Origin of the sequence: Chelativorans sp. YIM 93263 (genome assembly GCF_028767125.1) — a bacterium.
GTDB lineage: Bacteria > Pseudomonadota > Alphaproteobacteria > Rhizobiales > Rhizobiaceae > Chelativorans.
On record NZ_JAKCWP010000001.1, the window covers coordinates 670,083 to 692,010 of the forward strand.

The following is a 21,928-nucleotide window of genomic DNA, read 5'->3' on the forward strand; positions in this document are numbered from 1 at the left end:
GATGAAATCAGGCTCGGCGGGTCTGGCGTCAGGCAGCGGCGTCACGCGCGAACTGGCGTAGATCGACGGGCTGCCCGGTGCGAACGGAATGTTCGGCCGCTTCCCCAATCAGAACCGACCAATACCCTTCGAAAAGGCCGACCTCCGGCTTGCCGGCCCCGCGCCGGGTCAGTTCCAGGAAACGCTCGTGCTGAAAGAAGGTCGAGCCGTGATGATCGCCGGCGCGCAGGATCTTTTCGTCCACGGCCACGGTCTCGCGCAGCTCCTCCTTCTCCTTTCGGTTGGCGACGACAAATTCGGCCGCGCGTTCCTTGCCGTGCCGGGAAAAGCGGGCCGGCCCCGGGACAAGTGCCTGGAGGCGGGCGACATCTCCGGCTACCATGACCTCTTCCTGCCAGCGCCCTCCCTCGGCAAACATGCACAAATCGAGCATGCCGCGTGTGCCACCTGCAAAGTCGATGCAGACATAGGCGTTGTCGAGAATGTCAGGCACCTGGCCGTCATAGCGCTCGTCGCGGTGATTGACGTCCGCCCCTCCGGTCGCGAAGAGCCGCACCGGCTCGGCGTCGAGGATATGGCGCATGAGATCGAACAGGTGACAGCATTTTTCGACCAGCGTGCCGCCGGTGCGCGCGTTGAAGCGGTTCCAATCGTCCACCTTGGGAAGGAACGGGAAGCGATGCTCGCGAATGCTCACCATGCGCGGCGTGCCGGCGCGACCGGCTCGCACCTCCTCGATCAACCGGGTGATCGGCGCCATGTAGCGGTATTCCATCGCCACCCATACAGGGGCTGACCGCCGCTCGGCCAACCGCATCAATTCCAAGCAGTCGCGGGTGTTTGTGGCCAGCGGCTTCTCGCAGAGAATCGGCTTGTCCGTCGCCATGAGATCCCGCATCAACGAAAGATGCAGGTCGTTGGGCGCGGCGACGACATAGACGTCGCACAGATCGGCCGAAAGCAAGTCGCGATGGCTGGTGAAGCTGCGAGTGCCCGGGCCTGCGAGATCGGCCGCTTTTTGGCGCATCGCCTCGTCCGGGTCGGCGATGGCGACGACTTCCGCACCGTCCAGAAGCGCGATGTTGCGAATGTGTTCCTGACCCATCATGCCCGCGCCAACGAGACCGTAGCGGATCGTACTCATGATTTCTCCTTGCTAGTGAACGCCCTGCGGACCGCCGGTCAGCCCAGCGTGATGCCCGCATCGACGATGAAATTCTGGCCCGTGCAGGCGGCTGATTCTTGCGATGCGAGGAACAGCACCATGCGCGCCACATGCTCCGGCTCGAGCGTCATCTTCAGCACCTGCCGCTCTTCGATTTCGCGGTCCATCTCGGGCGTGCGCCAGAGACGCTGCTGCCTTTCGGTGAGCACGGCGCCCGGCACCACCGAGTTGACGCGAATGCCGAAGGGGCCAAGCTCGCTGGCGAGGGTGCGCGTCAGGCCGTTGATGGCCGCCTTGGACGTGGTGTAGCCGGCCATGCCGGGTTTGCCGCGCATCCAGCTCACCGAACCCATATTGATGATCGAGCCCCCTCCGGCTGCCTTCATGCCCTCGAGCACAGCCTGGCTGGAGAAGACGTGGTGCGACAGGTTCGTCGCCAGACAATCATTCCAGTAATCCGCCGAAAGGTCTTCAAAGGCATGGCGGTCGTCGCGCGAAGCATTGTTGACGAGCACGGTGAAGGCGCCACGCTGCTCCGAAAGCGCGACGATGGCCGCCTGCAGCGCCTCGACATCCCGCAGGTCGCAGGCGCGGAAGACGGTAGCCTCGCCGAGTTCCGCCACAAGCGCCTCCCCCGCCGCCTGGTCGATGTCCAGAATGCCGATCTGCGCCTCCTGGGCGACGAAGGCCCGAGCAATCTCGGCGCCGATGCCGCTTGCCCCACCGGTGATAAGCACGCGCGCGCCGAAAAGCGAACTGTACCGTACGGTTCTGTAGTCGGCCGTCATTATCGGATTATCCTGCGAATAGGGGTTCGGGTTGGCCTGCCACATCGGTGCTTATGGCAAAGAGGTTGCCGGACTGCGGCCAATCGGCCAGTTCTTCCGCCGAGCGGCCATGGCGCGCCGAGGTGACGTAAAGCGTTTTCAGATCGCTGCCGCCGAAGGCGCACATGGTTGGACAGCGCGCCGGCACCGGGTATTCCTCCAGAAGCTCGCCCTCCGGCGAAAGCCGCACAACGCGTCCGCCCTCGTAAAGCGCCGACCAGTAGCAACCCTCCGCATCAACCGCCGCCCCGTCGGGCCGTCCGTTGTCGTCGGGGAAGCGGTGGAACACGGACCGTTCACCGATTTCGCCGGTCGCCGGATCGAGCGGATAGCGATAGATCACGTGGGCGCGGGTATCGGCGTGAAAGGCCGTGCGCCGGTCGGGCGCGAAGGCCACGCCGTTCGAGACCTTTATCTCGCCGGCGAGACGATGGCATGAAAGGTCGGCATCCACGCGGTAGAGGTTGGCCGCCGGCCGGTCCCGCGGCTCATACATCGTGCCGGCCCAGAAACGCCCCCAGGGGTCGACGCGGCCATCATTGAAGCGGCTGATCGCGGTGTCTTCCTGCGGATTTGCGATAAACTGCTGCTTGCTGCCGTCCTCGCCAAGCAGCCACAGGCCGGAGCGCAGGCCGGCGATGAAACCGCCGCCGTTGCGAATACCGATGCAGCCGATGTTCTCGTCCATGGAGATCGCGGTGTTTTCGCCCGTTTCGGGGTCGAAACGATTGAGGCTGGGGCCTTCGATATCCACCCACCAAAGCACGCCTTCCCGGACGGACCAGACCGGGCATTCGCCAAGCGCGGCCTGGGCGTTGAGCACTGTCTCGAAAGCCATTCTGCGTCCTCAGCTTTCCTCGGCGGGCTTACCCGCGTTCACACCGGCAATCGCCTTGCGGGCTGCACCCATCATCAGCGCCAGATCCGAGGCAATGGCGACAAAGGCGTAGCCCGCGTCGATGTAGCCATTCACCAGTTCCGGCGTCGCGCCGACAATCCCACACGGCTTGCCCGCCTGGCCGGCACGTTCAACGGCCTCCCGAAGGGCCGCCTGAACATCCGGATGGCCGATCCCGCCCTTGTGCCCCATGGCCGCTGAAAGGTCGCCGGGCCCGATGAACAGCGCGTCCACCCCTTCCACCGCAGCGATTTCCGGCAGGCGCTCAAGCGCCTCCGGCGTCTCGATCTGCAGGATGACGGCGATCTCGTCGTCGGCACGGTTGAGGTAATCGTCCACCATGCCATAGCGGCTGGCGCGGTGCATCGCGGCCACGCCGCGCGTCCCGCGGCCCGGATAGCGCGTCGAAGAAACGGCTGCTTGCGCTTCCTCGGCATTCTGTATGAAGGGGAACATCAGCGTCGTCGCGCCGGCATCCATGACGCGCTTGACCAGGATGGGATCGTTCCAGGGCAGGCGCACCATCGTCTCGGCCGGCGTGCCGGCGATCGCCTGCATCAGCGCTGCGGCCTGCGGCACGTCCACGGGCACGTGCTCCATATCCAGCACGAGAAAGTCGAAGCCGGCAAAACCCATCGCCTCGGCGGTGACGGGGCTGGCTGCCATGAGCCACGAGCCCAGGGGCCGGCGCTCAGGCGGGTTCCGGAACCATTGCTTGAAACGATTTTGCTGCAGATCCATGGGTGCTTCTTTCTCGTTTATCAGAAGATATCCGGCTCGCCCTGAGCGGGCCCGCCGTCCAGAAAGGCGAAGTCGCATCCCTGGTCGGCCTGCATGACGTGGTCTTGGTAGAGCCCGGTATAGCCACGTCGGGTTTTCGGCTCAGGTGGCGTCCACTCGGCGCGCCTGCGCTTAAGTTCGGGCTCGTCCACCAGCAGGTCGAGGCTGCGTGCCTCCACGTCGAGCGCGATTTCGTCGCCGTTACGCACCAGCGCCAGCGGACCGCCGACGGCCGATTCGGGGCTGACATGCAGAACGCAGGTGCCGTAATGCGTACCGCTCATTCGAGCGTCTGAGATGCGAAGCATGTCGCGCACGCCCTCGGCGAGCAGCTTTTTCGGGATAGGCAAAGCACCCCATTCGGGCATGCCGGGCGCGCCCTTCGGGCCGGCGTTCTTCAGCACCAGGACCGAGTCGGCCGTGACCTCCAGCGCGGGATCGTCGATGCGCGCAACGAGGTCGGGGTAATCTTCGAACACGACTGCGCGGCCGGTATGACGGGCCAGACGCGGGTTGGCCGCACTCGGCTTGATGACAGCTCCCGTGGGGGCCAGATTGCCCTTCAGGACGGCAAGCGCAGCGCCTTCCTTGACCGGCCGGTCCATCGGCCGGATCATATCGTCATCGTAACATTCGGCTATAGTCAGCGTGTCCGAGACGGTCCCGCCCAGAACGTTTCCCGCTTCCAGGTCGAGCACGGCCTCCAGGCGCTTGAGTAATGCGGGCAGGCCGCCCGCGTAATAGAAGTCCTCCATCAGGCGCTCGCCGGATGGGCGGATATTGGCCAGCACCGGCACCTCGCGGGCGATGGTGTCCAGATCGTCCAGCGAAAGTTCCACTCCCGCCCGGCCCGCCATGGCGATCAGATGGATGGCGGCGTTGGTGGAGCCCCCGAGGGCCATATACACCCGGGCGCCGTTGAGGAAATTGGCCCGCGTCAGGAAGCTCGACGGCTTGCGGTCGGCCCAGACCATTTCGACGATCTGCTCGCCGCAGGCTGAAGCCATGCGAATGTGGCCCGAATCGGCAGCCGGGATAGAGGAGGCGCCGGGCAGGGTGAGGCCCATGGCATCGATGATGGACGTCATGGTGGACGCCGTTCCCATCGTGTTGCAGGTGCCGTGCGAGCGGGTCATCCGGCTTTCGAGATCGACCCAATCCTCCTGGGTGATCTCGCCGGAGCGCAGATCGTCCCAGTATTTGCGGGTGTGCGTTCCCGCACCCAGAACCTGCCCCTTCCAGCGCCCGTTGAGCATGGGACCGGCCGGACAGAAGATGGCCGGTATGTCCATTGAGAGCGCGCCCATGACGAGGCCAGGCGCGGTCTTGTCGCATCCGCCCAAAAGGACCGCGCCATCGATGGGATGCGAGCGCAGAAGCTCTTCCACCTCGATCGACAGGAGATTGCGGTAGAGCATGGTGGTGGGCTTGACCATCACCTCGCCGAGCGAAAGCGCCGGCAGTTCGACCGGATAGCCGCCCGCGGCCCACACGGCGCGTTTCACCGCCTCGGCGCGATCGCGTAGATGGGCATGGCAGGGGCTCATATCCGACCAGGTGTTGAGGATGGCGATGACGGGCTTGCCCATGAACTCCTCGCGCCGCAGGCCCATCTGCTGCGTGCGCTGCCGGTGGGCGAAGGCGCGCATATCGGCAGCCGCGAACCAGCGCTGGCTGCGCAACTCGCCTATCGACTTCGGTGCCATCTTCGCCCCTGCTCCTGCCGCCTTTGTGACAAAAAATCGTAGCGCTACGATTATAGAACCGAAATTACCCCACCTGTCAAATCGGTCATGAAGAACTTGCCAGTTCGTTAGAATTCAGCGCATTGAGGGTGTAGTGATAGCCTCATATGTACGACTTGCATTCAGCGGGGCAGGGAGTTTGACAAAGGTTGGCGGCCTTGCTAGCGTGAATTTCGAAGCGCTACGATATGCTAGGCGGCCACATTCGAAATGGCCGAATACGCGCAGGCGGGAGGACGTTATGGATGCATTCATCCAGGTCTTGGAGCGTATCAATACTGTGGTGACCCGCGTCTGCGGTTATGCGGCCGGGGCTTTGCTGGCGAGCATGCTGGCCGTCGTCGTCGTGCACGTCTTCTTCCGCTACGCGCTCAACAGCGGCTTTGCCTGGACGGAGGAACTGTCACGCACCATGATGGTGTGGATGGGCTTTCTCTACTTCCCCACCGCGCACCGCAAGGCTCTGAATGTCAGTCTCGACCTCTTCGTCGCCCCCATCGAAAAATCCGCGGTCTACAGGTGGATCGGCCTTGTCATCGAACTGGCGATATTCCTGCTTTTGTGCGGTGCGGTCTATTATTCCTACAATCTGACCATGGGCGCGGCGCGCAGCGAGACGCTGGCGCTCAGGATCCCCTTGATCTATGTCTACGCCATCATGCCCGTCGGCTTTACACTCGTTGCGCTCTGCTCGCTCGAGCGGCTGCTGCGGATCGCCGGAAATCTGGCACGTCCGGGGCGCTACGAGGTGCATGTCTTCGGCAGCTCGACGGGAGCGGGCGCCTAACCATGGCTGCGCTTTACCTTTACTTCTTCTTCCTACTTCTGGTCGTCGGCGCGCCGATCATCTTTGTGATGCTGATGGCGCCGGCCATGGCGCTGGTGATCGAGGGAAATTTCCGGTTCCTGAACCTGCTTGTGCAACGCCTCTTTGCGGGCATGGACAGCTTTCCCCTCATGGCACTGCCGTTTTTCATCCTCGCCGGTGACCTGATGACGGCCGGCGGCGTGACCCAGCGCATCGTGCGCTTCGCCGAAACCTTTGTCGCGCATCGGCGGGCGGGTCTCGGCCAGGTCTCCGTCACCTCCTCCATCATGCTGGCCGGCGGTTCTGGGTCGGCCGTTGCCGATGCGTCCGCACTCGGCGGCGTGATGATTCCGGGTATGCACCAGGCCGGCTACAGCAAGTCCTTCTCGGCGGCCATCACCGCGGCCTCGGCGGTGCTCGCCAGCATCATCCCGCCAAGTGGGCTGATGATCCTTTACGCCTTCATCATGAATGTCTCGGTGGCGGCGATGTTCGCAGCGAGCATCATTCCCGGTCTCATCATCGGCTTCGGTCTGATGGTCGTGGTGGCAATCGTCGCGCGTTTCCGCAGCTTTCCCGAGCCGTCCCCCCGCGCCACCTGGCGCGAATGCTGGGAGGAGGGCAAGCGTGCCTTTCTGCCGATGCTCACCCCCGTCATCCTGATCGGCGGGATTGTCGGCGGCGTCTTCACACCGACGGAAGGGGCGGCTGTTGCTGCCTTTTACGCGCTGCTTCTGGGCCTGTTCATCACGCGCGAGATCAGGTTTTCCGATCTGCCGGATCTCTTCCGCGCGGCCGCTCTGCGCTCGGCGGTGGTGCTTCTGCTTGTCGGCGCTGCGGTTGCCTTCGCTTCCGTTGTCAGCCTCAAGGGGACGCCGCAGATGGTCAGCGGATTTGTCCTCGGCCTAACCTCGGATCCGCTGACCCTGTTCTTCGTCGTTGTCGCGTTCCTTTTCGTGATCGGTACCATCATGGATGCCGGACCGGCGATCCTCATTCTCGGCCCGATCCTGGCTCCGGTCATGGTCGGCGTCGGGGTCGATCCCATTCATTTTGCCGTGGTGATGTGCATCGTGCTGATCCTGGGGCTGATAACGCCACCCCTGGGACTGGTGCTTTTCGTGGTCTCCGGCGTCTCCGGCGAGCGTATCGAACGCATTTCCTGGGACCTGATCCCCTATTTCCTGTTCGAGGTCGCGGTGGTCGCCGCACTCGTCTATTTCCCCGAGCTCGTTCTGTGGATGCCACGGATGCTCGGGTATGTGTGAGAGTTATGATCAACCAAAGGGAGGATTCTCAATGATTCTGAAATCCATGAACTTGGGCGCACGTGCACGCGCCATACTTCTGGGCTCCGCCACTACGCTCCTTGTGTCGCTTGCGCCGCAGGCCGCCAGCGCGGTGGAGCTCAACCTGACCTTCCTCGCCAACGAGCAGGATGAGGAATACGATGCCGCGCAGGTGTTCAAGAACTACGTGGAAAGCCGGACCGGCGGGGAAGTCACCGTCAACATCTTTGTCGGCGCCCAATTGTGCGGCTCGGCCAACGAGTGCTTCGAATCGATCCGCACCGGCGTGCTCGACATTTATACGGCGACGGCCGGCGGCACGTCGGCGATTTATCCGCCGATCCAGGGTATGGATATTCCCTACATGCTTTCCGGCGACCGCGTTGCGGAGCTGACACTGAAGGATCCGGAGTTCAACCGCTTCATCCGTGAAAAGGTGCTGGAGTCCTCCGGCGGCGACATCATGGTTCTTTCCATGACCCAGACCGGCGGTTGGCGCAATTTCGCCAATACGCAGCGCGAGATCCGCTCCCCAGCCGATGTCGAGGGTCTGCGTTTCCGCACCATCGAATCGCAGATTCAACAGCAGCTCGTCGAGGAAATGGGCGGCTCTCCGACCCCCGTTCCGTGGCTGGAGGTCTATACCGCCCTGCAGACCGGCGTGGTCGACGGCTCGAAGAACTCGATCAGCGACATTGTCAACGCCAATCTGAACGAGCAGCTGAAATATCTCACCCTCGATGGCCACGCCTACATGGCCTCCATGTGGGTCATGGGCAAGCAGGTGTTCGACTCGCTGCCGCCAGAGCAGCAGCAGGTCGTGCTCGACGGCGCAGCCATGATGTCCACCGTCCAGTTCGGTATCCAGCCGCGCAAGGAGCTGGAGTCCTTCAAAGCGTGGACCGACGGCGGCGGCGAGATCTACACGCCGACGGAAGAGGAAGCGGAGCAGTTCCGCACCGCGGCTGAACCGATCCGTGACTGGTATCTGGAAGAGTTTGGCGAGGACGGGCAGGAATTCCTCGATGCTTTCCAGGCCGCGATCGATCGGGCCGAGAGCCAGGTGGAAGAGTCCCGCGCCTCAGCGATGCAGTAACTGCAACGGTCCGCCCTCCTCCTCCTCCGGGCGGATCGCGAAGAGCGCCGGTGCAATCGCACTGGCGCTTTTCTTACCATTCCAAGCGAGGTCATCGACAGTAATGGCTTCCGAATATCTGAGCGACGCCCATTTCGACCGTGCTCACCGCTACGGCTTTCGTTACGAGCCGGGCCGGGGCGAACCCGCGGCCGGAGCCCGCGCCCGCGAGCGAAGCCATGATGACGGGCCGGATTGCGGGCCGTTCCTCGGTGGTCTTGGGGGGCCGAATTTCGCGCGCGGTCTGAAGGGCAGCTTCTCGCGCTGGCAGCTCGAGCCCGGCCGCCACGGTCATCAGGACATCGACGCGGCATTCTTCATGCTGCGCTGGCGCACGGCAAGCGGCGCGGGATATCGCCGCCTCCGCGAAGGCCCCGGCGGCTTCGATGCGCTCACGCGCAGCGTTGCGGTTCTTTATCCGCTGGTCGTCGAGACCTATGACGATCCGGCTTTGCCCTTCGTGCTGACACTGGAATATTTTTCACCGTTGCTGCCGGAAGATGAGGCGTCCTCCGCGCTGCCGGTCACTCTGTTCTCCGCTCATGTCGCGCCGCGCGGCACGGAAGAGTCGGACGTTGCAATCGGGCTTTGCTGGCCTAACCTGCTCGGCTGGTCGCTACCGCCCATGACGCCAGCCCGTCGCGAGGGCATCCTGTGGCCGAACCAGAGCCACGCAGGACAGGTTCACCACGATGCGAAGGAAGGCGCCGGCCGGCTGGGCATTGTCCAGACGCGGGAGAGCCTTGATATCGACACGATCCCGCCCGGTGAAGTCGCGCTGATGGCCGAGGGGACGGGCTGGGAACTGTCTCGGGCCCTCAGCTTCAAGGCGGACCAGAACGCACTCGGTCGCCCCGATGCCGAACAGCGCTACACCATTGCCCATATGGAGGCGGCCTTTGCCGGCGGGACCGGCTGGGCCGGTTACGACAAAAGCTGGAGCGCCCACTGGCATGAGCCGCTGGCGAGCGCGATCGCCGGCCGCGTCACCATGAAAGAGAAAGCACCGGCGCCAATCCATTTCGCGATCGCCATGGATGTGCCGGTCGTCCGCTTCGGCATGGGCCGGCGTTGGTGGCGCGCTTACACGGAAACCGTGGGGCGAGAGGGCAACAACGGTTCGCGCCTTGCTGCCCGGGCGCTCGACGCGCGCGAAGATTGGCTGGAGCGGATCGGGGCGTGGCAGGACAGGATGCTGGAACGCAACACTGAAATCGCGCCAGCCGCGATCAATCAGCTCGCTTTTCTCACTGGCGGCGGTACGGCATATCTTGCCGAGGCTCTGGACAAACCCGAGCGGAAGGAATTGCGCAATCCGGCGCATTTCGGGCTGCTGGAGGGCTTCGACTCCGGCTATTATTACTACAATACGCTGGATCTGTGGGTCTACGCGGCCCCTGCGCTCAGCCTGACCTACCCGCGGCTTGCCGAAAGCGTGTTTCAGGATTTCATCGATACCATAGCGATGAGGGATGAGCGCCAGCGCATCGTCTACCGCACCGAAACCATGGAGCCGATACTGGTAGAGGGCAAGCTGCCGCATGATCTCGGCGCGCCGCCGGAAGACCCGTTCGTGAGATTGAACGGCTATGTCATGCGCGACGATCCTAACCTCTGGAAGGATCACAACCCCGCCTTCATCGTCGCCTTCGCGCTGCACCGCCAGATCACGGGGCAATCGGTCACCGCCGATGACTATGCGGCCCTGACGCAAGCCGCGGCCTTCACCATCGCGCAGGACGTCCATGGCGAGGGAGTGCCACGGCACAGCGATTTCGGTGACAGCACCTGGGACAACCTCGACATGAGAGGCCACTCGACCTATGCAGCCGGGCTGTGCCTGGCCGCCTGGGCAGTGATGGAGCGCCTGGCTGCCGGACAGGGGGATTCTGAAGGCGCGCGGCGTTATTCCGATTTGCGGGCGCGCGCGGGCGAGACGTTGCAGACGCTCTGGACCGGCTCCTTCTACCGCACCAATAGCGACGGAAAATACCGCGACGCCACCCAGGCCGACGCCCTCTTCGGTCCATGGCAGGCGCTGCTCATGGGCATTGACGATCTCATCCCGCCCGACACGGCGCGGGCGCACCTCGGGCGCGTATACGAGACCAATTTCCTGGCTTTTGGAGAGGGGCGCTTCGGACCGCTTCTGGTGGCGGAGCCGGGCGTGACGGACTATGAACGCGATGGTGGAGAGGAACTTCAGGTGAACGAGGTTCTGGTTGGCTCGGGCTATGTTCTGGCCGGCTGCTTGCGTGCTTGGGGGCTGATCGAGGAATCACGCAACGTGCTGTCAGCGATGACCCGCCATCATGACGAGACTGCCCGCCTTCAGTTTCGCACGCCGGCGGCGTGGGATGGACAGGGTTGTTTCCGGGCACCGCTCAATATGCGTCCACTTGCCCTCTGGGCGATGATGGCCGGCGATTGAAAGGAGCACGATGAGTGGAAACCGCCGCAGGCGCGGCACCAACCGCACAACGATGACCGACGTCGCGCGCATGGCCGGCGTGGCGCCATCCACCGTGTCGCTCTACCTGCGTGCGCCGGAGGAGGTTTCTCCCAAGCTCGGAACCCGCGTGCAAAAGGCCATCGACAGCCTGAATTACGTTCCCAATCTCATGGCTGGTGCTCTGGCGGCAACGCGCACGCGCGTCGTGGGCGTCGTTGTTCCTTCCATCGTCAATTCCTTCTTCGCAGACACGGTGACGGCGTTACAGGCCAGGCTCTGGGCCGAGAACTACCAGATGCTGATCGGCCATACCGACTACGATCCGGAAACGGAGGAGCAGCTCGTCCGCACCTTTCTCTCCTGGTCGCCGGGCGCGATGGTGCTGACCGGGCTTCACCACAGCAGGACGACGCGGCGCATGCTCGAAGCCACGGATATTCCGGTGGTGGAGATGTGGGAGCTCGGACCGCAGCCGATCGACCGGCTCGTGGGCTTTTCCCATGGGGATGTCGGCCGCATGCAGGCACGCCACCTGATCGAGAACGGCGCGCGCGAGATCGCTTTTATTGGCGCGCGCCTCGAGCGTGACCAGCGCGCGGCGCAACGCGCGGAAGGCTATGCGGAGACCTTGCGCAGCCACAGCGAAATGGCGCCGCCGGAAATCATCGATATTGGCCACGAAGCCTCAACCGCGGCAGCCGGTGCTACTTTTGCCGAACTTTTAAGGCGACGTCCTTCAGTTGACGGAATTGTCTTCTCGAACGACCTTCTGGCGCTCGGTGCGCTCTTCGAGGCCCAGCGAAGCCGCATCGCGGTTCCCGACCGCGTGGCTCTGATTGGCTTTGGCGATCTTGACTTCGGGCGTGACAGCGTGCCGGCGTTGAGCACGGTCGCGCCGCCGCGCACGGACATTGGCGAGCGCGTCGCTGACCAGATTCTGGCAGGGCCCGACAGCGGGGACGAGGGCCGTATCCGGATCGATCTTGGCTTCGAGCTCACTGTCCGGGAAAGCTCCGCTCGCGGCGCGATCTCTGCTATCTCAGGTCGGCACGATAATGCGCCTGCTCGGTAAGGCAGCGTGAGACGCGCAGTTCGACGGGCGCCTGCGCGAGATCGAAAGCCGTGCGCGAGATCTCCAGCAGTGGCGTTCCGGGCGCGCAGCCGAGAACGCGCGCGTCCTCGGCGCTTGCGCTGATCGCCTTCAGCGCCTCCGATGCGCCGCCGATCGTGATTCCCCAGGTCTGGGAATAGAGCCGGTAGACATTGTTGGGGATCGCCGCGAGTGCCTCGAATTCGGGAAAGCGCGCGGCCGGCAAAGTGATCGTTTCGATCAGCAGCGGCTTGGCGTCCTCGAGCGTGCGCACACGCTCGATCCGCCAGACCTCCGCGCCCGCTTCTGTATTGAGCCCTTCGGCCTCGGCCTTGCTCGCGCGCGCTCGGTCCCGGTGCAGCACGCGCGAGTTCGGAAAGGAGCGCTCTCCATTGTCGGGCACGAGGTGGAAGAACTGGAAGAGGATTCGGCTCTCCTCTGGCTCGGCCACGCGGGTTCCGCGCCCCTGGCGGCTGATGAGGAGGTTTTCGGCCCGCATGACGTCGAGTGCCTTGCGCACGGTTCCTTGGCTTATCCCGAGCTCGCGCGCAAGCTCCATCTCCGATGGAATGAGCTGGCCGGGCTGCCAGCTTCCGTCAATCAGCCGGCGGACCAGACTCTCCCTGACCTGGAGGTAGAGGGGCCGGAACCCGAAGGCCCTGGGCTTGGTGTCCTCGGTCATGGTGCGTGCCCTCGTTTGCGAGAAGAATGCTGCGGACCTTTTGCGTGCCCGCCGATTGACATGGCTTCTAACTTATGACCTATATCTTATATAAGACATTAAATGTAAGATAGCAGAGAGACAAGATGCAAAGTCCGCACCTTCTCGTGCATGAGCACCAGGACAATGTCGGCGTCGTCGTCGTGGAAGGCCTCAAGGCCGGCACGGATATGCTGTGCGTCGTCACCGCCGATAATTCGAGCTTTCAACTCACGGCGAAGGCCGATGTGCCGATCGGCCACAAGATCGCGCTCAAGGATCTCAAGAACGGCGATACAGCGATCAAATACGGCGAGGACATCGGCAAGTTCATCGCCGACGTCGAAAAGGGCGGACACGTGCACGTCCACAATCTCAAGACCAAGCGCTGGTAGGCCGAAGAGGGCAGTTCAATGGCATCCAAGTATTCGAATATCACCTTCAAGGGATATCGTCGCGACAATGGCCGTGTCGGCGTGCGCAACCACGTGGTCATTTTGCCGGTCGATGACATTTCCAACGCCGCCTGTGAGGCAGTGGCCAACAACATCAAGGGCACGCTGGCCCTGCCGCACGCCTATGGCCGGCTGCAATTCGGCCCGGATCTCGATCTGCATTTCCGCACCATGATCGGCACCGGAGCGAACCCGAACGTCGCGGCGGTGGTCGTGATCGGCATCGAGCCCGGCTGGACGAAGAGAATCGTCGACGGCATCGCCGAGACGGGAAAGCCGGTCGTCGGTTTCTCCATCGAGCAGAACGGCGACCACAAGACGGTCATGGACGCTTCCCGCAAGGCCAAGGAATTCGTTCATTACGCCACCGAACTGCAGCGTGAGGAGTGCTCCATCTCCGAGTTGTGGGTTTCCACCAAGTGCGGTGAGAGTGACACCACCACGGGGCTGGGTTCCTGCCCGACCGTCGGCAACATGTACGATAAGCTTCTGCCGGAGGGCATCTATGGCTGCTTCGGCGAGACTTCCGAGATCACCGGCGCCGAGCACATTGCCAAGGCCCGCGCCATCAATCCGGAAGTGGGCGAGCGCTGGTACAAGATGTGGAAGGCCTATCAGGAGGAGGTGATCGAGGCGAACAAGGTCGACGACCTCTCCGAAAGCCAGCCGACGAAGGGTAATATCGAGGGCGGTCTGACGACCATCGAGGAAAAGGCGCTCGGAAACCTGGAAAAGATCGGCCGCACTTCGAAGTATATCGATATTCTCGAGCCGGCCGAGGCGCCGAAATCCGGGAACGGTCTCTACTTCATGGACAGTTCTTCGGCCGCGGCCGAGTGCGTGACGCTGATGGCGGCGGGTGGTTACGTGGTCCACACCTTCCCCACGGGCCAGGGCAACGTGGTCGGCAACCCGATCGTCCCGGTCATCAAGATCTCGGCCAATCCGCGCACGGTACGCACTATGGGCGAGCATATCGATGTGGATGTCTCCGGCATTCTGCGCCGCGAGATGACGCTCGATAACGCGGGTGACGCCCTGATCGATATGATCGCGCGGACCGCCAATGGCCGTAGCACCGCCGCAGAGGCGCTCGGTCATCGCGAGTTCGTCATGACCAAGCTCTACCGGAGCGCCTGACGACAAAAAAGAATGGCATCGCTTCGGATTTTCGCGAATCGATGCCATTCTGCAGAAGGCGGTGGCTGCAAAGCCTCCGTCGTCTCGGCGGCAGGAAGGCTTCGCCTGATGCCGACTTCAAACCTGTTGGGAGGAATACCATGATCTTCAAGAAACTAACGATGCTGGCCGCGGCCGCGGCGTTTGCCGGCGTTTCGGGGGCCGCCTGGGCCTATCCGGACAAGCCGATCAACTACATCATCCCGTTCAATCCTGGTGGTGAAAGCGATATTTCCGCGCGCCTGCAGTCGCCGTATTTCAACAAGGTGACCGGGCAGGATGTCGTTATCCAGTACCAGGCCGGCGCGGGCGGTGCACAGGCCTGGTCCGTGCTTAACGACCAGCCGGGCGACGGTTACACGATCATGGGCACCAACCTGCCCCACATCGTGCTGCAGCCGCTGCTTCAGGATCCGGGTTACGAGACCGACGATCTCACCAACGTCTATATGTTTCACTTCACGCCGGATGCGCTGATCGTTCGCGCCGACAGCGAGTTCGAAACCGTGCAGGACGTCATTGATGCCGCCAGCGAGGCGCCGGGCGCTCTCACGGCGGGCGGCTCCGCCACGAACTCGGCCAACCACATCGCCAATCAGCTCTTCGCCAACGAGACCGGCGCGCAGCTGACCTACATCCCATATACCGGCACTGGCGCTTCCATTCCGGGGCTGCTGGGCGGCGAGGTCGAAATGCTGTGGGGCTACACCACCGTTGCCGCGGGCCAGGGCGACGAGGTTCGCATGCTCGCCGTCGCGCAGGAGGAGCGGCATCCCTTGTTCCCGGATGTGCCCACCTTCAAGGAGCTTGGCATAGACATGGTCGGCGGCGCCTATCGCGGCATCGCGGTGCCGGAGTCGACGCCGGAGGATATCCGTCAGCAACTCTCCGACATCATCGGCGAGATCAACGCCGATCCCGAATTTATCGCACAGATGGAGGAAGCCGGCTTCGCCATGCTCGACGTCCCTTACGACGAAATGGACGCCTTCATGGAGGAGCGGAAGCGGGTTTACGGCGAAATCGCCGAACAGCTCAACGACGAGTAACACACATCCTTTCCGGCCGCGGGATGCTGCCCGCGGCCGGAGATCTTGTTGCAAACGAGGAACCCGGTCATGGACATCGATTTCGGGTTTGTCCTTTCCCAGGCTTTCAGCCCGTTCAATCTCTTTCTGGCGCTGATCGGCGTCGTTCTCGGCACGGTCATCGGCGCGCTTCCCGGTCTTTCGGCGACCATGGCGATTGCGGTCCTAGTGCCCTTCACCTTCACCATGGATCCGGCCTCAGGGCTGATCATGCTGGGCGCGATCTATACGGGAGCGATCTATGGCGGAGCCTATGCCGCCATTCTCGTCAATACGCCGGGAACGCCTTCGGCGATCGCCACGACTTTCGACGGTTTTCCGATGGCCAAGGGGGGCAATGGCGATCTCGCCATGACGCTTGCCTCGCTTGCCAGCGTGACAGGCGGCGTGGTCGGCGCCATTCTGCTCATGACCCTTTCGCCGATGCTGGCGCAGATTGCCCTCGCCTTTCACTCCAGCGAATATTTCTGGCTGGCCATTCTGGGGCTCACCCTGGTTGCCAGCCTCTCCTCCGGCAATGTGCTGAAGGGATTGATCGGAGGCGCATTTGGCTTGACGCTCTCGATGATCGGCGTCGCGGTGATCGGTGGCGATACGCGCTATACTTTCAACACCACCGCGCTTCTGGGTGGCATTGATATCGTATCGGCACTCATCGGCCTCTACTGCATCCCTGTTCTCATAGACATGGTCGCGCGTCCGGACCGGCACCTGGAGCCTGCGCCGCTTGGCCGTGGCTTCCGTCTTTTCGAGGCGATCGGCATCTGTGCCAAAAACGGCTTCAATCTCATCCGTTCCTCGATCATCGGTACGTTGGTGGGGATCTTGCCGGGTGCCGGCGGCTCCATCGCCTCACTCGTGTCATATTCGGAGGCGCGGCGCGCCAGCCGTCATCCCGAGCGCTTCGGCAAGGGCGAGCCGGCCGGCCTTCTGGCCACCGAAAGCGCCAATAACGCCACCGTCGGCGGCGGTTTCATTCCGACCCTGGTGCTGGGCATTCCAGGTACGCCGCCCGACGCCGTCATTCTCGGTGCGCTGCTGGTGCAGGGCATCCGCATCGGGCCGGAGCTTTTCACCCAACAAAGCGGCATCGTCTACGTCTTCATGTTCGGCCTACTTATAGCCACGCTGTTGATGCTGCCGATGGGACTCCTCATCGGGCGATATGCCTATCGGTTTATCGTCAACACGCCGAAGGGCCTGCTGGTGCCGTTGATCGCCTTCATGACAGTGGTCGGCAGCTTTGCCATCCATGCCAATCCGCACGACGTGGTGGTGATGGTGTCGATGGGGCTTCTGGGCTGGCTGCTCGGCCTCGCCGGCTACGGCCCATCGCCCATCGTCCTCGGCCTCGTGCTCGGGCAGATCGCCGAGCAGGGCTTCATGCGCGCCTACATGATCGGCGGGGCCCGCGGCGATTTCGCCGGCCAACTTCTGTTCAACCGCCCGATCAGCTGGGGCATCGTTGCGCTCATTGTCATTACGCTGGCCGTGCCGATCTTCAGACACTTTCGCGCGAACGGGAAGGCGAAAGAGGTGCGCCCATGAGCCAGGATACGGATAACCAGACCACCCCTGCCGGCGAAAAGGACTGGGCGGGCGCGGTTGGCTCGGTGTTCTTCCTGATTGTCGGTCTCTATACGTTTGTGACCAGTTTCGGCATGAGCGACATGGCGGCCATGTTCCCGCGCACCATCGGCGCCGTCATGGCGGCGTTGGCGGTCCTGCAGATTCTGGCATCCGTAACAGGCCGCAGCGGAAAATCGCTGGAACGGGGCAGCAGCGTGGCCGAGCAGGCCGAGGGGCTCGGCCGCCGGCTGGTTCTGGTTGCGGTGATGGCCGGCTGGGCGCTTCTGTTCCCAATCATCGGCATGTTCGTCACGAGTTTCATTGCCTGTGTGATTCTGATGGCCACCGGCACCTTCGCCCGCCTCTCGCCCCTGCGGCTCGGGATCTTGCTCGGGACGGTTCTGGTCATGGTGACCTTCTTCTACTTCCTCATGACCAACGTGCTGAATATTCCTATGCCGCGTGGCCTTCTGTTCTAACCCTCGGGGAGATTGTTACACATCCATGTCCGATATCGTCATTAGTGAGTTTATGGATGAAGCCGCGGTGGAAAACCTGCGCGCGCGCTTCGATACGCTCTACGAGCCGACCCTGGTCGACCGTCCGGCCGAGCTTGCGCAGGCTTTGGAGAAGGCCCGTGCGCTCATCGTGCGCAACCGCACGCAGGTAAGGGAAGCTTTGCTCGAGGCCGCGCCGGCGCTCGAATGCATCGGTCGCCTCGGCGTCGGGCTCGACAATATCGATATGGACGCCTGCAAGGCGCGCGGCGTCACGGTGTATCCCGCGACCGGGGCCAATGACCTGGCCGTCGCCGAATATGTCATCACGACGGCGCTCGTCCTCCTGCGCGGCGCATATTACGCGAGCGACGCAGTCGCCGGCGGAACCTGGCCGCGCCAGGCCCTGATCGGCGGTGAGGCCTCCGGCCGGACGATCGGACTTGTTGGGTTCGGCTCCATCGCCCGCGAGGTGGCGCGCCGGGCGGATGCGCTCGGAATGTCGGTGATTGCCTATGACCCGTTTCTGCCGGCGGACAATCCCGCCTGGGAGGCGGCAAGAAACGTCTCGCTCGAGGATCTCCTGGCCGAGGCCGATGCCGTGAGTCTCCACACGCCGCTGACGCCGGATACCCGTCACATAATCGACGCCGCCGCCTTTGCCCGCATGAAGAAGGAGGCGGTGCTCATCAACGCCGCGCGTGGCGGCATTGTCGATGAGGAAGCTCTCTGTGCGGCCATGCGCGAGGGGCAGATCGCTGGCGCGGCGCTCGACGTGTTCGAGGAGGAGCCACTATCAGCCGGTAGCGGCGAGAAATTCCGCGGGCTCAAGAATATGGTGCTCACCCCTCACATTGCCGGCGTGACGCACGAATCGAACGTGCGCGTCAGCCGAAAGACCGCTGAAAGCGTTCTTCAGCATCTCGGAGGCAAGGCATGAGTTCAAACCGATTGTCGATCGAAGAGGCGACCGGGCTGGTCGTCGAAACGCTCATGCGCTGCCGCACGTCCAGACCCAATGCCGAGGCCGTCGCTCGCGCGTTGATTGGCGCTGAGCTTGCCGGCCAGGCAGGGCACGGTCTCCGCCGTATGCCCTCCTATTGCGCTCAGGCGCTGAGTGGGAAAGTGGACGGCATGGCGGAGCCGCAAAAGGCGGAGACCCGGCCGGGTGCTCTGGCCGTGGACGCCGCCAACGGCTTTGCCTATCCCGCGCTCGAGCTGGCGCTGGAATGGCTGCCCGGTGCGGCGCGCAAACAGGGTGTAGCCATTGCAGGCATTCGCCGCTCGCATCACAGCGGGGTTACGGGGCTGTTCGTGGAGCGGCTGGCGGAAGCGGGCCTGCTCGGACTCATGGTCGCCAATTCGCCGGCCGCCATGGCGCCTTGGGGCGGAAAGCGGGCGCTCTTTGGCACCAACCCGATCGCATTCGCCGCGCCGCTCGACGGCGCGGATCCGCTCGTCGTTGACGTTTCGCTTTCCAAGGTGGCGCGCGGCAAGATCATGGCCGCCAAGCAGAAGGGCGAACCAATTCCCGAGGGCTGGGCGCTCGATGCCGACGGCAATCCGACCTCCGATCCCGATGCCGCGCTCGCCGGCACCATGGTGCCCATGGGCGACGCCAAGGGTACCGCGCTTGCGATGATGGTCGAGATGCTGTGCGCCGGGCTCACCGGTGCCAATTATGCCTACGAAGCCACCTCCTTCTTCGAGGGCGAGGGCACCCCGCCCGGGACCGGACAGACCCTGATCGCCATCGATCCGGCCGCCTTTGGCGAAGGCGCCACGGCCCGTTTCACCGAAATGGCGCGGCTGATCGAGGAGATGGATGGTGCGCGCCTGCCGGGCCGCCGCCGCCAAGCCCTGAAAAGGGATTTGGAGAAGGAAGGCATACCCGCCGACCCTGAGTTGATGCGCCAGATCGAGGTGCTCGGCCGGTGAAGGACAAGGATTCCCAATTGCCGCTTCGACCTCTTGTGATCTGAGCATTTTCCTGATGGCCACCCATGTACAGCGCCTGGAAAGGCTGAAAGGGCTGGCGCCTGGCGTCATGCTCGCGCTCCTCATCGCGCTCGCCGCGACTTTCCTGTCGGAGCACTACGGCGCGCCCGTCATGCTCTTCGCCCTTCTTTTGGGAATGGCGCTTCATTTCCTGTCGGAAGAGCCGCGCAGCGCCGCGGGAATCGAGTTTTCATCAAAAAGCCTGCTGCGCCTCGGCGTTGGGCTTTTGGGCGCGCGCATCACATTCGAGGACATCGGCGCGCTCGGCTTTGGGCCGGTCCTGCTCGTGCTTGTCTGCGTCACCGCCACCATCGGCTTCGGCCTTCTCATGGCGCGGCTTTTCCGCCGGCACTGGACCTTCGGCATGCTTACCGGTGGCGCGGTGGCGATCTGCGGTGCTTCGGCCGCGCTCGCCATCTCCGCCGTGCTGCCGGACCGGCCGGAGCGCGAAAAAGACACGCTTTTCACCGTGATCGCGGTGACGGGTCTCTCCACTATCGCCATGATCGTCTATCCGATCCTCTTTTCCGCGCTGGGGTTTGATGATCGGGAGATCGGCGTCATGATCGGCGCGACGATCCACGATGTGGCACAGGTCGTGGGCGCGGGTTATGCCGTCTCCGAACAGGCGGGCGATACGGCGACCTTCGTTAAGCTGCTTCGCGTCGCGCTCCTTCCCGTCGTGGTGATCGCGATCATGCTTTTCGTGCGCCGCGGCGAAGGTAGCCAGGGCGTGTCACTGCCCGGTTTTGTCCTTCTGTTCGCCGCGCTTGTCGTGCTCAACAGTATCGGCTTCATTCCCGTGCGGGTGGCGGATTTCCTGTCCGAGCTGTCACGCTGGCTGCTGGTGACGGCGATTGCCGCGCTCGGCATGAAGACGGCTCTGAAGGAGATGTTCGCGCTCGGCGCCGGACACATCAATGTGGTGGTTTCGATAACCCTCTTCCTGATGCTCTTCGCGCTGGGCCTTTCGCGGCTCGTCTGACGGGGTCGTATACCATGTACCGATCCCAGTAACCCCCTGGCGGGTCGATCCGCTCCGCCACGTCGACCCAGGTTCAGTGTTGCTGAATTTGCCTTCACGAGTGCATCTGGCGCGTCGCCGGGTGATCTGACCCGCGGCACCCCCATAAACGGGAAGAAAGCTGAGGGCTCTCAGGTAACCAGAGTGATTGGTGTCCCATTCTGAAACTTCGTTGGCTTGGTGTAATCCAAATCGCACAGATATCGGCCAGAAAGCGGTGGCACGTGACTTGCGTTGTCCATTGGGCGTAGTCCTCGCACGCCTCAAGGAGGTAGAAAATGAGACTGCTGGCCCGCCCTGGAAAGAGAGTTGGTGACCCCAAGATCCTCTACAGTCAGCCCCTTACGGTGGAGAATATCGAAGTAAGGACTACGGGTGAGGTTGTTCTTACGGTGCTTGCCGCCGATATCTACACGCCCAAGGCGACACAGCGGTTCTCCATCACGTTCAGCCCGGCGGAGATCCATATGATATGTACGGCAGCGAAATCTCAGGCGTGAGCTGCCGTAATGGCTCATAGTTATCGTTGTCCACCCCGGACGTTAGTCTGGCCGTAGTTCCCAAAATGTGGGCCATGGTATCCGCCTAAATCTCGTGGCCGAAGCAGGTAACGCAAATGTGGCGTGGTGGTGCTCATGCTGCCTCCCTCGCGTTGTTGTTGGCCGCTAACCGACGAGACCCCGCAACTAGCTCACTGTTGACGTTCTTAACGGGTCATCAGGTAGCGCTCACGGTTCAGCCTGCGATCGAGCACGAGCGGGGGACCAGAAACCTCTAGAGTGTCGGGCGGGTTTCCGTTGGAAACGTTTCTCTTGCGTTTGCGTCAGCCGCCGCATGGGTTGGTCCAGGCGATCGGCAACCCAATCCATAGTGTCGCGACAAAGAATAGGCCCGCACTGAGCATCGCACCTTCGGCAAGGAAGCGCGATTGGACTGCGCCGTCGTCTCCTTCCGCATTCTCCCGGCGGATACGCCGGAAGGCGAGTCCAGACCAGATTCCGACGACCAGAATGGCCGCTGCAGTGAGCACCGTCAGAGCGGTGAGCAGAAGCCGGAGCGTCCCGAAGCCGAGATAACCCGCCTCGATGGCCGCACAGCCCGCACCCTGCACCGAATAGATCGCGACGAAGAAACCTGCCCATACCACGGGTGGGAGGAGAAAACCCTTGGCGTCGGCCGGGAAACCGTATTTGGGTGCGGGAGCGAACTTTTCGGGCTTGGCCATCGTG

21 protein-coding genes are annotated in these 21,928 nt (G+C 63.2%); 14 read left to right on the forward strand and 7 right to left on the reverse strand.

The window, feature by feature from the left end:
- Positions 1 to 28 precede the first annotated feature (28 nt).
- Genes LY631_RS03290 through araD form a run of 5 tightly spaced genes read right to left on the reverse strand, consistent with a single transcriptional unit; the run spans position 29 to position 5,376 of the window.
- A complete protein-coding gene (locus LY631_RS03290) occupies positions 29 to 1,144 on the reverse strand; it encodes a Gfo/Idh/MocA family protein (protein WP_274423674.1) in 1,116 nt (371 codons plus the stop codon).
- Between the two features lie 38 nt (positions 1,145 to 1,182).
- The gene (locus tag LY631_RS03295; RefSeq protein WP_274423675.1) at positions 1,183 to 1,953 is read right to left on the reverse strand and encodes an SDR family NAD(P)-dependent oxidoreductase; all 771 of its coding nucleotides are present in this window, start codon (positions 1,951 to 1,953) and stop codon (positions 1,183 to 1,185) included.
- Positions 1,954 to 1,960: 7 nt separating this feature from the next.
- Positions 1,961 to 2,830, reverse strand: coding sequence for an SMP-30/gluconolactonase/LRE family protein (locus tag LY631_RS03300; protein WP_274423676.1), 870 nt, complete (start codon positions 2,828 to 2,830; stop codon positions 1,961 to 1,963).
- A 9-nt stretch (positions 2,831 to 2,839) separates the two neighbouring features.
- Complete coding sequence (locus LY631_RS03305; protein ID WP_274423677.1) at positions 2,840 to 3,631, reverse strand: HpcH/HpaI aldolase family protein; 792 nt, start codon at positions 3,629 to 3,631, stop codon at positions 2,840 to 2,842.
- A 20-nt stretch (positions 3,632 to 3,651) separates the two neighbouring features.
- Positions 3,652 to 5,376: an L-arabinonate dehydratase gene (araD, locus tag LY631_RS03310; protein WP_274423678.1), complete on the reverse strand. Its 1,725-nt coding sequence runs from the start codon at positions 5,374 to 5,376 to the stop codon at positions 3,652 to 3,654.
- 280 nt (positions 5,377 to 5,656) lie between these two features.
- Between araD and LY631_RS03315 the strand changes: the two genes are divergently transcribed.
- The 5 genes from LY631_RS03315 (at position 5,657) to LY631_RS03335 (ending at position 12,171) form a co-directional block, all read left to right on the forward strand.
- Positions 5,657 to 6,202, forward strand: coding sequence for a TRAP transporter small permease (locus LY631_RS03315; protein ID WP_274423679.1), 546 nt, complete (start codon positions 5,657 to 5,659; stop codon positions 6,200 to 6,202).
- Between the two features lie 2 nt (positions 6,203 to 6,204).
- Positions 6,205 to 7,491 carry a TRAP transporter large permease gene (locus tag LY631_RS03320; protein WP_274423680.1) on the forward strand — a complete coding sequence of 429 codons (1,287 nt, stop codon included), beginning with the start codon at positions 6,205 to 6,207 and terminating at the stop codon, positions 7,489 to 7,491.
- Positions 7,492 to 7,522: 31 nt separating this feature from the next.
- Positions 7,523 to 8,608, forward strand: a complete 1,086-nt coding sequence (locus LY631_RS03325; RefSeq protein ID WP_274423681.1) for a TRAP transporter substrate-binding protein — start codon at positions 7,523 to 7,525, stop codon at positions 8,606 to 8,608.
- Between the two features lie 103 nt (positions 8,609 to 8,711).
- Complete coding sequence (locus tag LY631_RS03330) at positions 8,712 to 11,078, forward strand: GH116 family glycosyl hydrolase (protein ID WP_274423682.1); 2,367 nt, start codon at positions 8,712 to 8,714, stop codon at positions 11,076 to 11,078.
- Positions 11,079 to 11,088: 10 nt separating this feature from the next.
- A complete protein-coding gene (locus tag LY631_RS03335) occupies positions 11,089 to 12,171 on the forward strand; it encodes a LacI family DNA-binding transcriptional regulator (RefSeq protein ID WP_274423683.1) in 1,083 nt (360 codons plus the stop codon).
- On the opposite strand, the gene LY631_RS03340 is transcribed toward LY631_RS03335, so the two are convergent.
- Entirely contained in the window at positions 12,134 to 12,871 is a 738-nt protein-coding gene (locus tag LY631_RS03340) for a GntR family transcriptional regulator (RefSeq protein ID WP_274423684.1), read from the reverse strand. The genes LY631_RS03335 and LY631_RS03340 overlap by 38 nt on opposite strands.
- Positions 12,872 to 12,996: 125 nt before the next feature.
- Between LY631_RS03340 and LY631_RS03345 the strand changes: the two genes are divergently transcribed.
- From LY631_RS03345 to LY631_RS03385, 9 genes are all read left to right on the forward strand, one after another.
- On the forward strand, positions 12,997 to 13,284 hold the full coding sequence (locus tag LY631_RS03345) for a UxaA family hydrolase (protein WP_274423685.1): 288 nt from the start codon (positions 12,997 to 12,999) through the stop codon (positions 13,282 to 13,284).
- A gap of 18 nt (positions 13,285 to 13,302) precedes the next feature.
- Positions 13,303 to 14,484 (forward strand): UxaA family hydrolase, encoded by a 1,182-nt coding sequence (locus LY631_RS03350; RefSeq protein ID WP_274423686.1) that lies wholly within the window; start codon positions 13,303 to 13,305, stop codon positions 14,482 to 14,484.
- 140 nt (positions 14,485 to 14,624) lie between these two features.
- The gene (locus LY631_RS03355; RefSeq protein WP_274423687.1) at positions 14,625 to 15,572 is read left to right on the forward strand and encodes a tripartite tricarboxylate transporter substrate binding protein; all 948 of its coding nucleotides are present in this window, start codon (positions 14,625 to 14,627) and stop codon (positions 15,570 to 15,572) included.
- 69 nt (positions 15,573 to 15,641) lie between these two features.
- On the forward strand, positions 15,642 to 17,159 hold the full coding sequence (locus LY631_RS03360) for a tripartite tricarboxylate transporter permease (protein ID WP_274423688.1): 1,518 nt from the start codon (positions 15,642 to 15,644) through the stop codon (positions 17,157 to 17,159).
- A complete protein-coding gene (locus LY631_RS03365) occupies positions 17,156 to 17,659 on the forward strand; it encodes a tripartite tricarboxylate transporter TctB family protein (RefSeq protein ID WP_274423689.1) in 504 nt (167 codons plus the stop codon). The genes LY631_RS03360 and LY631_RS03365 overlap by 4 nt, the downstream gene beginning before the upstream one ends.
- 25 nt (positions 17,660 to 17,684) lie before the next feature.
- The gene (locus tag LY631_RS03370) at positions 17,685 to 18,617 is read left to right on the forward strand and encodes a hydroxyacid dehydrogenase (RefSeq protein ID WP_274423690.1); all 933 of its coding nucleotides are present in this window, start codon (positions 17,685 to 17,687) and stop codon (positions 18,615 to 18,617) included.
- A complete protein-coding gene (locus tag LY631_RS03375) occupies positions 18,614 to 19,615 on the forward strand; it encodes an Ldh family oxidoreductase (protein WP_274423691.1) in 1,002 nt (333 codons plus the stop codon). Before LY631_RS03370 ends, LY631_RS03375 begins: the two co-directional genes overlap by 4 nt.
- 55 nt (positions 19,616 to 19,670) lie before the next feature.
- Positions 19,671 to 20,660 (forward strand): YeiH family protein, encoded by a 990-nt coding sequence (locus LY631_RS03380; protein WP_274423692.1) that lies wholly within the window; start codon positions 19,671 to 19,673, stop codon positions 20,658 to 20,660.
- 317 nt (positions 20,661 to 20,977) lie between these two features.
- Positions 20,978 to 21,199, forward strand: a complete 222-nt coding sequence (locus LY631_RS03385; RefSeq protein WP_274423693.1) for a hypothetical protein — start codon at positions 20,978 to 20,980, stop codon at positions 21,197 to 21,199.
- 323 nt (positions 21,200 to 21,522) lie between these two features.
- On the opposite strand, the gene LY631_RS03390 is transcribed toward LY631_RS03385, so the two are convergent.
- Entirely contained in the window at positions 21,523 to 21,924 is a 402-nt protein-coding gene (locus LY631_RS03390; protein ID WP_274423694.1) for a hypothetical protein, read from the reverse strand.
- Positions 21,925 to 21,928 lie beyond the last annotated feature (4 nt).